The sequence below is a fragment of the Gemella taiwanensis genome (assembly GCF_054054385.1).
In genome coordinates this window covers 1-13,327 of the sequence record NZ_JBSMTL010000007.1, presented here as the reverse complement: position 1 = coordinate 13,327, position 13,327 = coordinate 1, and the positions used below count along the sequence as shown (strand labels likewise).

Below are 13,327 nucleotides of genomic sequence, written 5' to 3'. Positions count from 1 at the left end.
TAGGAGGACATATGAATTTAATAGTTTTAGGAATACTCTTTATTTTAGCGTTTATTTTACAGTATGCTCTAACTTATGTTCAGTTAAATAGTTTTAAACGAAGCTATAGTAAACTTAGACGAATAGGTAGAGTAGTAATAGGAAGAAAAAAAGGTGCTGCACGAGCAGGAGCAATCGTTATGCTAGCTATTGATGAAAATGATAAAGTTATTACTGGAGAAGCTATGCAAGGAGTAACGGTACTTGCTAGATTTAAAAAATTTGAATATTTCAATGGTCTGAAAGTAGGGACTATAAATAGAGAAGATTGTAAAGCGGTAAAATTATCAGCATCTTTAACTAGTGCAGTACTTGATGGAGTTGTTAATTATAAAACAATTTCTGCAGGTGGACAAGTTGAAATGGAAGCAAGTCCATTTGGGAAATTAGCAAAAAAATTAAAATTAAATTAAATATTATAAGGAGGACAATATGGATTATATTGTTAAAATAGCTTCAGGCTTTACAGGTTTATTTGACGAAGGTGCTAAAACTTTCGTAAGTTGGGTAGGAGGAATCGTACCAAAAGTATTATTACTTCTTGTTTTTATGAATGCCTTAGTTGCTTTTATTGGGCCACACAGAGTAGAAAAATTCGCTAAAGTTTGCTCTAAAAACGTAATTTTAGCTTATGGAATTTTACCATTCGTTTCTGCTTTCATGTTAGCAAACCCAATGGCATTATCAATGGGTAAATTCTTACCAGAACGTATGAAACCAAGTTATTATGCATCAGCATCATATCACTGTCATACAAACAGTGGGGTATTCCCACACATTAACGTTGGTGAGATCTTTATCTACTTAGGAATTGCAAATGGTATTACTCAATTAGGTTTAGATGTTACACCATTAGCAATTAGATATCTTCTTGTAGGGTTAGTAATGAACTTCTTTGCAGGATGGGTTACAGATTTCACAACAAAAATCGTTATGAAACAACAAAAAATTGAATTAAGTAATGAATTAAAAGCGTAAAATTAGGAGAAATAATTATGACATACGGAACAATTAAAATAGAAAAAGGTAGCGGTGGTTTCGGTGGACCTTTAGTAGTTACTCCAAAACCAGGAAAAGATAAAATTTTATATATTACAGGTGGTGGAGCTGAACCTGAAATCGTAGAAAAAATCGTAAAATTAACAGGTGCTACTGCGGTTAACGGATTTAAAACATCAGTACCAGACGAAGAAATTTTCTTAGCGATCATTGACTGTGGTGGTACATTACGTTGCGGTATTTATCCACAAAAAAGAATTCCAACAGTTAACATTATGCCTGTAGGACCAAGTGGACCACTTGCTAAATTTATTAAAGAAGACATCTATGTTTCAGCTGTAGGATTAGACCAAATCTCTTCTGCTGAAGGTAGTGAAGAAGTAGTAGTTGAGGAAAAAACTCAGGAAGAACCAAAACGTGAATTTAAATATAGTGCAGATAAAAAAGTTTCACAAAGTTTAGCAGAAAATGCTAAATCATCTGTTATTCAAAAAATCGGTATGGGTGCTGGTAAAGTAGTTCATACATTATACCAAGCTGCAAGAGATGCAGTTCAATCAATGATTACAACAATTTTACCATTTATGGCATTCGTTGCGATGTTAATCGGTGTTATCCAAGGATCAGGATTTGGTAACTGGTTTGCTAAATTATTAACTCCTCTAGCAGGGAATATCTTTGGATTAGTAGCTTTAGGATTTGTATGTTCTATTCCATTATTATCAGCGTTACTTGGACCTGGTGCAGTAATTGCTCAAATTATCGGTACTTTAATTGGGGTTGAAATCGGAAAAGGAACTATTCCTCCACAACTAGCATTACCTGCATTATTCGCAATCAATACACAATGTGCTTGTGACTTTATCCCAGTTGGTTTAGGTCTTGCAGAAGCTGAACCAGAAACAGTAGAAGTAGGTGTAGTATCAGTACTTTACTCACGATTTATTATTGGGGTACCAAGGGTTATCGTAGCTTGGTTAGCAAGTTTTGGAATGTACTCTTAAGATTTTATAGGAAGCGGTCTTCGCTTCCTACATTAACGACATAGTCGGCCGTAAATGAATGAATAAAAATATAAGCAGAGGAAGAATGAGTATGATAATTTATGAAAATACAATAAAAAGTAAAGGAAGTCTTGTAGGTGAATTTGGAGATGGTATGTTTATCCTTTTTGGAGATAATGCACCGGATATGTTAAAAGATTATTGTTATGGAATTGATGTGGTACCAACTAATGCAACTATAGAAGTTGGTCATAAATTAAAAGTAGATGGAGAAGAGTTTGAAATTCTTGGTGTAGGTGATGTAGCTGAGAAAAACCTAGTAGACTTAGGACATATAACAGTTCATTTTTCAGGAGATTTAGATAGTTTATTACCTGGTGCAATTGTGGTAGAGAATAAAAGTTGTCCTAAGATTGATATAAATACAAAAATTACTATAGAAAAATTAAACTAAAGGAGAAATAATTATGAGTTGGTTAAATTTAGAAGGAAAAACAGTAGTAGTAACAGGTGGAGCATCAGGAATCGGTGCAGCGGTAGTTGATGAATTCTTAAATCAAGGATGTAATGTTGTAGTAAGTGATCTTACAGAAAAAGAATCTGATAATAATAAATTATTATATGTAAAATGTGATGTTACTAAAAGAAGTGATGTTAAAGAAGTTGTTGCTAAAACTGTAGAAAGATTTGGAACAATCGATATTCTTGTAAATAATGCAGGAATTAATATCCCGCGTTTATTAGTAGATAAAAAAGCCCCTGAAGGTAAATATGAATTTAGTGATGAGATATATGATAAAATTATGGATATAAATGTTAAAGGTTTATTCATATTCTCTCAAGAAGTTGGGCGTATACTTGTTGCTAAAGGAAGTGGTGTAATAGTAAATATGTCTTCAGAATCTGGATTAGAAGGATCAGAAGGACAAAGTATTTATGCGGCTAGTAAGAATGCGGTAAACTCATTAACACGTTCATGGGCAAAAGAACTTGGTAAATTAGGTGTTAGAGTAGTAGGTGTGGCTCCAGGTATATTAGAAGCAACGGGACTTAGAACATTAGCTTATGAGGAAGCGTTAGCTTACACTCGTGGTGTAACAGTAGAACAAATTCGTGCTGGATATACAAGTACAAAAACTACGCCATTAGGAAGAGATGGTAAACTATCAGAAGTTGCAGATTTAGTTGCATATGTAGCAAGTGATAGAGCAAGTTATGTTCATGGTGTTACATATAATGTAGCAGGTGGAAAAACAAGAGGATAATAAATGAAATAGGGGAGTTTCCCCTATTTTTTGTAGTTTGTGAATTTCAATTATTTTTACTATAATAAATATATAGAACTAAAAATGAGGTTGATAATATGAATATAAAAGCTGTGTTATTTGATATGGATGGATTAATGGTTGATACGGAAAGTTTAGCAACTGAAGCGTTTATTCATAGTGCGAAAAAGCAAGGATATGGTATGACAAGAGAAGAGACACTTCTAGTATTAGGATTTACTACGAAAAGTATTTATGAGTTTTGGGAGAATTATTTCAAAAATTCTGATGTTAGTTGGAAACAACTAGTAGATGATCATTATAAATATATAGAAAATGTTTTGTTTACTACAGGTCCTAAAAAGATGCCGTATATAGAAGAGTTATTAAAATATTTGAAAGAAAATAATTATAAGATTGCCGTAGCTTCTTCGTCTAATATGAATCATATAATTAACAATATGGAAAAAACAGGATTGAAGAAATATATAGATGAATTTGCTAGTGGTGCTGAGGTGAAAAATGGTAAGCCAGCACCAGATGTGTTCTTGTTGGCTGCAGAGCGTTTAGGGATTAAACCAGAAGAGTGTTTAGTTTTAGAAGATTCAAAAGCTGGAGTAATAGCTGGTAGTTCAGCAGGAGCTAAGGTTATAATGGTTCCTGATATGTTTAAACCAGATGATGAGTGTAAGGAAAAAGCTTATAAAATTGTTAATAATTTAGGAGAAGTTATAAATATGTTAGAGGAGAATAATAATGAAGATTTTAATAGATAGTGCAAACGTAGAGAAAATTAAAGAAATATCGAAATATAGAGAGATAACAGGGATAACGACTAATCCAACAATATTATCAAAGGTAGAAGGAGATATTGAAAATATATTGAAAGAATTAAAGGAATTTACTTACAATAAATATGAAATTCATGTACAAACAACAGAAAGTGAAGTAGAAGGAATATTAAGTGAAGCAAGAGTACTTAGAAAATTTTTTGGAGAAACATTTCATATAAAAATTCCTGTAACAAAGGCTGGTTTAGAGTCTATTAAACTTTGTTCAAGAGAAGGGATTAAGGTGACGGCTACAGCGGTTTTAAGTCCTATGCAAGCATTGGCTGCAGCTATGAATGGAGCAAGTTACGTAGCACCGTATGTAAATAGAATGGAAAATGTCGGGCAAGACGCAACAGAAACAATTTCTGTAATAAGTGATTTATTAATAGATTATCCTACAGAGATTTTGGCTGCAAGTTTTAAAAATATAAAACAGATTCAAGAAGTCTTGCTTCAAGGAGCCGAAGCGGCAACTATATCTCCTGAATTAATAGAAACAAGCATTTGGCATCCTTATACAGATAAGTCTGTTTTAGATTTTGAAATTGATTGGAAAAATAAATTTGGTGATAAAAAAATTATTGATATGATATAATAATTAATAAGAATAAAATATGTCTAGAATGGGAGATTAGTATGGATAACATAAATAATGTAGAAGAAATGACAGATAAACAGTTTATGGAGTATAAAGAAACACTCCTAAAGCTAGTTTTAGAAAACTAGAGAGTAGTGAAACATTAGAAGAAGCTAAAAATAAAATAGAAAAGTTAATTAAATAATTTTAAAAATCAACTCAATGAATAACAAAAAATACTAAGTTATTGAACTTAGTAGTGGTGTTATAATGATATTGGGTTGATTTTAGTGCAAGGAGAATAAAATGATTGGTCTTGTTTTTGATATTGATGATACTTTATATGAACAGATAGTTCCATTTGAAAATGCGTTTAGAAGTCTATTTGATATAGATATTGATATGGAAAAGTTTTATCTCTTGAGTAGATATTATAGTGATGTAAAATTTGAAGCTTCTAGAAATGGTGAGATGACGATGGATGAGTATCATATTTATCGAATCCAAGAAGCGGCAAAAGATTTAGGTGTATACCTAACAGATGAACAGGCTCTTAGTATGCAAAGGCAATATAAGAATAATCAACAAAAATTAAAACTGTCTGATACAACGATAAGTATTTTGGAACTTGCTAAAAAGAATAATGTGAAGTTGGGTGTCGTAACTAATGGTCCTAGCGATCATCAATGGACGAAAGTAGATGCTTTAGGCGTTGAAAAATGGATTCCTAGAGAAAATATTATTGTTTCAGGTGATTTAGGAATAAACAAACCAGATGTTAGAATATTTGCTGCTATGCAAGAAAAGTTACAACTAGGAGTTGAATCTTTATATTACATTGGGGATTCTTTAGAAAATGATATAGTTGGAGCGAATAATGCGGGATGGAAAGTGATTTGGATTAATCGCTATAATAAAGAATATCCACTTGGTACTGAAATGTATAAAAAAGTTCAAAATAATTATGAATTGTTTGAAATTATTAAAGAAATAATTGAAAAATAATATAAAAGTATTTTAGGATACGAATTTTTATGGTAAAATTAATTATATATATTCAATAAAATATTTGTTTTAGGTATTGAATAATCATAATCTTGTATACAGGAGGAAAAGATATGAAATTAGTATTTTTTAATTTAAGAGAAGATGAAAAGAGTGCTTTAGAAAGTTGGAGAAATGCTCATCCTGAGGTTGAAATTGACGTTTATACAGAAGAACTTTCATCTGCTAATAAACATTTATTAGAAGGAAAACAAGGTGTAGTTTTAGCGCAAAATAAACCTTTTGAGAGCGATGTATATGAATATGCTCACGAACAAGGTATTAAAGTCTTTGCGACTCGTTCTGCAGGATTTGATATTTATGATTTAGAGTTAATGAATAAATTTGGTATTAAAATGACAAATGTACCATCATATTCACCAAATGCAATTGCTGAGCACGTACTTACGACAGCACTTAGAATTAGTAGAAACACTAACAAAATTCAACGTAATTTAGAAAGACATAATTTCTCTTGGAATCCAGGGATTTTATCTCGTGAACTTAGAACTTTAACAGTAGGGGTTATCGGTACTGGAAGAATCGGAACACAAGCTGCTAGATTATTTAATGGGTTAGGATCTAAAGTTCTAGGGTATGATGTTTACCAAAATGAAGCGGCAAAAGAAGTTTTAACTTATGTTGAGAATTTAGACGAATTAATTACAAATTCTGATGTAATTACTATTCATATGCCGGCTATTAAAGAATACAACCACATGGTAAATGATGAGTTTATCTCTAAAATGAAAGATAACTCAATTTTACTAAATGCTGCTCGTGGTATGCTAGTTGATACTAAAGCTGTGTTACGTGCTTTAGATAGTGGAAAACTTCTTGGAGCAGGATTAGATGTATATGAAAATGAAAGTAAATATGTTCCTAAAAACTTTGAAGGAAAAGAATTCGATGATGAGTTATTACAAACTCTAATTGATCGCGATGATGTAATTTATACACCGCATACAGCGTTCTACACAGAAACTGCGATTCAAAATCTTGTAGATGGTGGACTAGAAGCAGCTGTAGATGTAATTACAACTGGAACATCAGCGAATGCTGTAAATTAATTTAATAACTAATAATATAAAGGCTTAGTTTTGTTAAATGCAAAATTAAGTCTTTTTATGTTGTTAAATATATAAAAGTAGCATTATAACTGTAGAAGAGAGGGGAAGAGATAAACTACTTGATAAAATGTCTTCTGAAAATTATTTTTAATGCATTATATTATTGTAGTTATATTTGTTTATTTAATTATAAAATTCGCTTATTATTTTTGTTTAAATATATGTTGAGATTTACAAGGTAACAAAGAAAAAGACTATATTGTTAAATGTTTCAATTTAATGACAATGATGCATTATGTATATGAAAGTATTGAATATCTAAAGGATTAGAGATATAATATAATGTATATTAATAATATCGCAAATATAAGAATAAAATGAAGGAGAAGAGAGATGTTATTTAATCGACAAGGGCTACAACAAAAAAACTGGCGAATGGTTAAAAAAGGGAAACATATACTTTTTGGTTGTTCGCTATTCTTTGTTGTTGGGGGAGTAAGTGTTAATGGCCCGCAAGTAACATATGCAAGTGAGATTAAAAGCTCAGAATTATCTGTTAAACAAGATAATATAAGTAATAAAAATATTGCAGTTAGCACTTCGGAATTGAAAAATGAGAAACAAAAGGAAAGTTTAAACAATACAACATTAGAAAAAAATACTTTAAGCGAAAACAAAGAGAAGTTTATCCTGAAAAAGGAAGCTAATAAGGAAGAGCTAAAGAATTTAGTAGATAAGATTAAGAAAGCAGACACCAGTGAAAAAACTGAAAAATCTGTAAAAGAGCTTAATCTTGTTTTGTCACGTGCAGAAAAAGCACTGGATAACAAAGAAATAACTCAAGAAGAAATTGACAAAGAACTAAAACTTTTAAAAGAAGCATTTGAGAACTTAGAAGATAAACCTAGGGAAGATAAAAAATCAGAAATTAAAGAAAAAGATGATAAATCAAATTCTGAGAAAGATATTAAAGAAAAACAACAAGAAAATAATACAGAAGACATCGCTAGAAGACACAATGAAAAAATAACTAAAGCAACTAATATCGTGAAAGAAATTAATAGCTTAGCTAGTGAAATAAACTATGAATTTAGTGATTTAGAAAAAGAGATAGTTAACACTATTGAAAAACTTCCGACTGCTGATAATAATAGTGAAGAAAGTATTCAAAAATTATTGAATGAAGCAATTTATCTTCGAAATAGAGTAGCTAATAGAGTTACTCGTGCTAACTCAGGAAGACGAGACCCACGAAATGGAAAAGTTATAGATAAAAATGGAGAGAGTGGGTTTAGAGCGATTGAAATTAAGCCTTTATTAATTAAATCTAATGGGGTTAATATTAATAGTAATAGTACGAATCTTATTGCTTATAACTCGGATGATTTTCTTGCATTGATGCAATTAACAGCTTCTAAAGGTAGAGATGATACTAGTAGAGGTTTTTATTTAGTTAATAAAGTTACTGTTACTAGTAATATATTAACTGATTTACAAATACAAGTTTCTACCAATAGACGTGGAGTTGTTACTGATCCAAAGACAGTTCGAGATATTAACATACCAAGTGTCCAAGCGGCTATTATTGGGAAAATTGGTGGGAAAGGATTAGTAAAACCTGGTACATATCAATTTGGTTTAACGGTCAATGACTCTCAATATCCGAATAGAAATTATCAAATTACTTATAATATTACTATAAAACCACAAAGTGAACGTAATACAGTGAAAGATTTATCAATTACTTATGTTGATGATGTCCGACATTTAACAGAAACTGAAAAGACAGCTTTGATTGAAAAGTTTAAGACAGAACATCCTGATGTTGTAAATAGAAAAGATGGGCTTAATAACCCTCAAATTGACTTCGACCATGCTGAGATTTCTGCTGATGGAACAACGATGACAATTCACTTTAAAGATGGATTTAATCCTAAAACAATTCAAACAAATGCGACGAATGATGTAGAAGCAAAACACCAAAGTATAACAGCTTATTTTGGTGATTCTAAAGAATTGTATACAAATCCAAGGCAATTAGTACGTTCTAAAACTGGAAATGAAGTACCATCGGCAGCTCAAGTAACTTATAAAACACCATTTAACTTGCAACAAACAGGAACAAGAAACGTTGTAGTAACAACAACTTATGAAAATGGAGTAACAAAAGACGTAACAACTCCTTATACAGTTTTAGACTTTATAGGAAAACAAGACAAGAAAATTAACCAAAATCAATCTGGCCAACTAGGGGATGCAAGAAATTATATTACTGTTTCAGATAATTCAGCACTTCCAAGTGAATTAACTGTTCGTTGGAAAGGTGGTTCATCGACTGTAGATACTTCTGCTGCAGGTGTACAACATAAAGAAATTGAGATTCTTCGTGGTAATCATCTGATGAAAACTGTAACTATACCGGTAGAAATAGTGGACAATATTAATCCAACTATCACAGCACCAGATAATATTACATTGACGAGATTAGAAGGACTTCCAAGTGAAATTAATATTCAAGTTAAAGATAATGATAAAGGAGTAGGACTTAAGGATGGAAATGCTGTTACTGTAGAAAATCTTCCTGCACCTTTAACGTATAATGCAGCAAAATCTAAAATTGAAATAAATGATGTTATTCCGAATAACTTCCAACTTGGGAAATCAAGTATTCAAGTGACTGTTAAAGCGGTTGATAAAAAAGGAAATACTGCGACTAAAAATATTACTTTCCATATTCAGTCTCAAACACAAAAATATACGGCAGTTGCTAATCCTCAAAAACAAGAAGTGAGTTATGCTGAGACGCCTGATGCAGGAACAAGTATTCAAAAAATCGGGTTACCAATAGGTACAAGATATACATGGGCAACTAAGCCTAATACGACAACAGGACCTGGAGATAAAATAGGAGTTGTAACAGTAACTTATCCAGATGGTTCAACAGATACTGTAAGTGTGACTGTAAAAGTGCGTAAGTTAAGCGATGAGCATGAACCAACTGGGAAGACAATTACTGTCAATCAAAATGAACCTGTAACAAATGATAGACTGAAAGCAGCAGTAACAGTAAATAACGGTGGTACTAGTAAAGTGAAGTCAGTCACTGCAGCTCCAATAAAAACTGTAAATGCAGGATCACAAACTATAAAAGCGACAGTTACCTATTTGGATAATACTACTGATTCAGTTGATATTCCACTAGAAGTAAAAGATGTTATAGCTCCAATGATTCAAACACCAACAGATAGACAAAATTGGGATTTAATCGCGTTAGACAGAACATTGCCTACGATTAAAGTAACATCTGAAGATAATACTGGTGGAACTGGAATTAAATCAACAACAGTAACTGGATTACCAGATTTCTTAGTTTATGATAATGCAACTAAGACAATTAAGTTTAAAAATTCTGTTCAAGAGGTAACGAAATTACCTGCTGGACAAGATAGTAAGATATATAATGTTAATATCCAAGTAACGGATAATTCGAATAACTCTAGTCAAAGACAGGTAACAGTTACTGTTAAGTCAATGACTACGAAATATACTGCAACAGCGAATCAACAAAAACAAACTGTAAGTTATGGTCAAACACCGAACGCAGAAACAAGTATTAATAAAAATGGATTACCAGAAGGAACATCGTATACTTGGAGAACGATGCCTAACACAACTACTGGTCCTGGTCAAAAGGCTGGTGTAGTAATTGTTACATATCCAGATGGTTCTACAGATTTGGTTGATGTAAATGTGGATGTGCGAAAACTAAGTGAAGAACATGAACCTACAGCTACTAAAATAGTTAAAAATCAAAATGACTCAGTATCGAATGAAGATTTGAAAACAGCGGTAACAATCAGTAACAATGGTGCTAGTAAGGTGAAATCTGTAACTCCTGTCGGTACAATCAACACTGTTGAAGCAGGGGAGAAAGAAATTACTGCAACTGTAACGTATCTTGATGATACAACGGATACGGTGAAAATTCCGTTAGAAGTAAAAGATGTGACACCACCAACGATTCAAACACCAGCAAATGGTCAAAATGTTGATTTAATTGCATTAGATAAAGCTTTTTCTCCAATAAAAGTAACATCTAATGACAACGCTGGAGGAAGTGGTGTTCAGTCAACATCGGTAACAGACTTACCAGATTTCTTAACATATGATGATGTGACTAGAACCATCAAGTTTAAAGAAGGTACTCAGGAAGTTCCTAAATTACCAGTTGGTACAGATTCTCAAACGTATACAACTACAATTCGTGTGACAGATAATGTAAATAATAGTAGTACTTCACATTTAACTTTTATTGTGAAGTCAATGACTACAAAATATGATGCAACTTCAAACACTCAAAAACAAACAGTAAGTTATGGTGAAACTCCAGATGCAGCAACAAGTGTGAATAAAACAGGACTACCAGAAGGAACAAGTTACGCTTGGAAAACAACACCAGTCACAACAGATGGACCTGGTGAAAAAGATGGAGTAGTAGAAGTAACGTATAAAGACGGTTCAAAAGATATGGTAAATGTAAAAGTTACTGTAAAAGAATTAAGTTCAGAATACGAAGTCACTGGAAATGAAATCGTAGTAAATCAAAACGATCGTGTATCAAATGATGATTTAAAAGCCAAAGTAACCGCAACTTCAAAAGTAGGAAATGTGAATGGAACGGATAAAATTTCAAAAGTAGAACCAAAAGCGGAGATTAGCACGGCCAACTATGGAGATCAAAATATAACTGCGACAGTAACATTTAAAGATGGAACAACTAAGGAAGTAACCATTCCATTGAAAGTAAAAGACGTAACGAAGCCAACTATCCAAACACCAGCAGATAATACAAACTGGGAAATGACAGCATTAGACAAAGCTTTACCAAATATGGAAGTAAGAGCTAAAGATAATGCAAATGGTAGTGGAATGAAAAACGTCACTGTAACAGGATTGCCTGATTATCTAGAATATGATAGTGCAACTTACACTATTAAATTCAAATCAGGAAAAGACACAGTTGAAAAACTACCAGAAAATACACCAAGTCAAGAATTTACTTTAAATATTCGAGCAGAAGATAATGCGGGAAATGTTAGTGAAAGAACGGCTAAAATTACAGTATTTTCAATGAGTGCGAAAAAGGATCCTACACCAATTCCACAAAATACAAGTTATGGAAAAGTACCAGATCCTAATGCAAGTGTAGATAAAGAAGGATTACCGGAAGGTACAAATGTAACATGGAAAACACCACCTGTAGTTAATACACCAGGTACAACAACTGGTGAAGTGGAAATCACTTATCCAGATGGATCAAAAGACGTAGTTACAGTAAATGTAACAGTGAGAAAAGTAAGTGAAGATTTTACAGCGACTGGAACACAAATCGAAGTAAATCAAAATGAAGCAGTAACATCTAATATGTTAAAAGCAGCAGTAACTACGGTAAATGTGCAAGGTGAAAATGGAAGTGCCAAAATTGCAACAGTTGAAGCCAAAACACTAATTAACACTGGGGCTTATGGAGAACAAACAATTCAAGCAAAAGTAACATATATTGATGGTTCAGAACAAGATGTTACAATCCCGTTAAAAGTCAAAGATGTAACTCCACCAACAATTCAAACACCAACTAATGGACAGAATTGGGATTTAATCGCAGTAGAAGGAGGAAATCCAACTATTGCTGTAACGAGTGAGGATAACGCTGGAGGAAGTGGAATTAAATCTACAACAGTAACGGGATTACCAGATTTCTTAGAATACAATGAAGCAACTAAGATGATTCAGTTCAAAACAGGAGTAACATCAGTACCAAAATTACAAGAAGGAACGGATATAGAGCCGCATAATGTAACGATAACTGTGGTAGATAACGCAGGGAATGAAACAACAACAAATGTCACAATCACTGTGAAGTCAATGACTACAAAATACACTGCAACTCCAAACTCTGAAAAACAAACAGTGAGTTATGGAGTAACTCCAGATGCAGGAACAAGTATTAAAAAAAATGGTTTACCAGAAGGAACTAATTATACATGGACAACAACGCCAGAAACAAACACACCTGGAGAGAAAGATGGAGTAGTAGAAGTAACGTATAAAGATGGTTCAAAAGATACAGTAAATGTAAAAGTTACAGTAAAAGAACTAAGCTCAGAATATGGAGTGACTGGAGCACCAATTGAAGTAAATCAAAACACTCCAGTAACAAATGATGACTTAAAAGCCAAAGTGACGGCGACATCAACAGTAGGAAATGTAGACGGGACAGATAAGATTGCAAAAGTAGAACCAAAAGCACAAGTAAGTACAGCTGCATACGGTGAAACAAATATTGAAGCAACAGTAACATTCAAAGATGGAACAACGAAAGAAGTAACAATTCCATTAAAAGTCAAAGATGTAACTCCACCAACTATTACAGCTCCAACAGAAAATACGAACTGGGAAATGACTGCATTAGATAAAACTTTACCAAATATGCAAG

At 32.5% G+C, this 13,327-nt stretch carries 10 protein-coding genes; all 10 read left to right on the top strand.

Annotation, left to right across the window (positions count from 1 at the left end; genetic code table 11):
- The first annotated feature begins 11 nt into the window (after positions 1-11).
- Positions 12-452 carry a transcriptional regulator GutM gene (locus ACWOA3_RS06045; RefSeq protein WP_003147951.1) on the top strand — a complete coding sequence of 147 codons (441 nt, stop codon included), beginning with the start codon at positions 12-14 and terminating at the stop codon, positions 450-452.
- 19 nt (positions 453-471) lie between these two features.
- Positions 472-1,017: a PTS glucitol/sorbitol transporter subunit IIC gene (srlA, locus tag ACWOA3_RS06040; protein ID WP_003147950.1), complete on the top strand. Its 546-nt coding sequence runs from the start codon at positions 472-474 to the stop codon at positions 1,015-1,017.
- A gap of 17 nt (positions 1,018-1,034) precedes the next feature.
- Entirely contained in the window at positions 1,035-2,042 is a 1,008-nt protein-coding gene (gene srlE, locus ACWOA3_RS06035; RefSeq protein WP_003147949.1) for a PTS glucitol/sorbitol transporter subunit IIB, read from the top strand.
- Between the two features lie 91 nt (positions 2,043-2,133).
- Positions 2,134-2,496 (top strand): PTS glucitol/sorbitol transporter subunit IIA, encoded by a 363-nt coding sequence (locus tag ACWOA3_RS06030; RefSeq protein WP_456884710.1) that lies wholly within the window; start codon positions 2,134-2,136, stop codon positions 2,494-2,496.
- A gap of 13 nt (positions 2,497-2,509) precedes the next feature.
- Positions 2,510-3,307, top strand: coding sequence for an SDR family oxidoreductase (locus ACWOA3_RS06025; protein WP_003147947.1), 798 nt, complete (start codon positions 2,510-2,512; stop codon positions 3,305-3,307).
- Positions 3,308-3,405: 98 nt separating this feature from the next.
- Positions 3,406-4,083: an HAD family hydrolase gene (locus ACWOA3_RS06020; protein WP_456884708.1), complete on the top strand. Its 678-nt coding sequence runs from the start codon at positions 3,406-3,408 to the stop codon at positions 4,081-4,083.
- Positions 4,064-4,735, top strand: a complete 672-nt coding sequence (locus ACWOA3_RS06015; protein ID WP_456884706.1) for a transaldolase family protein — start codon at positions 4,064-4,066, stop codon at positions 4,733-4,735. The genes ACWOA3_RS06020 and ACWOA3_RS06015 overlap by 20 nt, the downstream gene beginning before the upstream one ends.
- Positions 4,736-5,023: 288 nt before the next feature.
- Complete coding sequence (locus ACWOA3_RS06010) at positions 5,024-5,722, top strand: HAD family hydrolase (protein ID WP_456884704.1); 699 nt, start codon at positions 5,024-5,026, stop codon at positions 5,720-5,722.
- A gap of 113 nt (positions 5,723-5,835) precedes the next feature.
- Complete coding sequence (locus ACWOA3_RS06005; protein ID WP_456884702.1) at positions 5,836-6,831, top strand: D-2-hydroxyacid dehydrogenase; 996 nt, start codon at positions 5,836-5,838, stop codon at positions 6,829-6,831.
- 393 nt (positions 6,832-7,224) lie between these two features.
- Positions 7,225-13,327 (top strand): Rib/alpha-like domain-containing protein (locus ACWOA3_RS06000; protein WP_456884700.1); only part of this gene is annotated, 6,103 nt, incomplete at its 3' end.

Bases quoted from the DNA above. Each gene is read 5' to 3' on its own strand.
- ACWOA3_RS06015 (WP_456884706.1), top strand. From the start codon at position 4,064: ATGAAGATTTTAATAGATAGTGCAAACGTAGAGAAAATTAAAGAAATA.
- srlA (WP_003147950.1), top strand. From the start codon at position 472: ATGGATTATATTGTTAAAATAGCTTCAGGCTTTACAGGTTTATTTGAC.
- ACWOA3_RS06030 (WP_456884710.1), top strand. From the start codon at position 2,134: ATGATAATTTATGAAAATACAATAAAAAGTAAAGGAAGTCTTGTAGGT.
- ACWOA3_RS06020 (WP_456884708.1), top strand. From the start codon at position 3,406: ATGAATATAAAAGCTGTGTTATTTGATATGGATGGATTAATGGTTGAT.
- ACWOA3_RS06005 (WP_456884702.1), top strand. From the start codon at position 5,836: ATGAAATTAGTATTTTTTAATTTAAGAGAAGATGAAAAGAGTGCTTTA.
- ACWOA3_RS06025 (WP_003147947.1), top strand. From the start codon at position 2,510: ATGAGTTGGTTAAATTTAGAAGGAAAAACAGTAGTAGTAACAGGTGGA.
- ACWOA3_RS06045 (WP_003147951.1), top strand. From the start codon at position 12: ATGAATTTAATAGTTTTAGGAATACTCTTTATTTTAGCGTTTATTTTA.
- srlE (WP_003147949.1), top strand. From the start codon at position 1,035: ATGACATACGGAACAATTAAAATAGAAAAAGGTAGCGGTGGTTTCGGT.
- ACWOA3_RS06010 (WP_456884704.1), top strand. From the start codon at position 5,024: ATGATTGGTCTTGTTTTTGATATTGATGATACTTTATATGAACAGATA.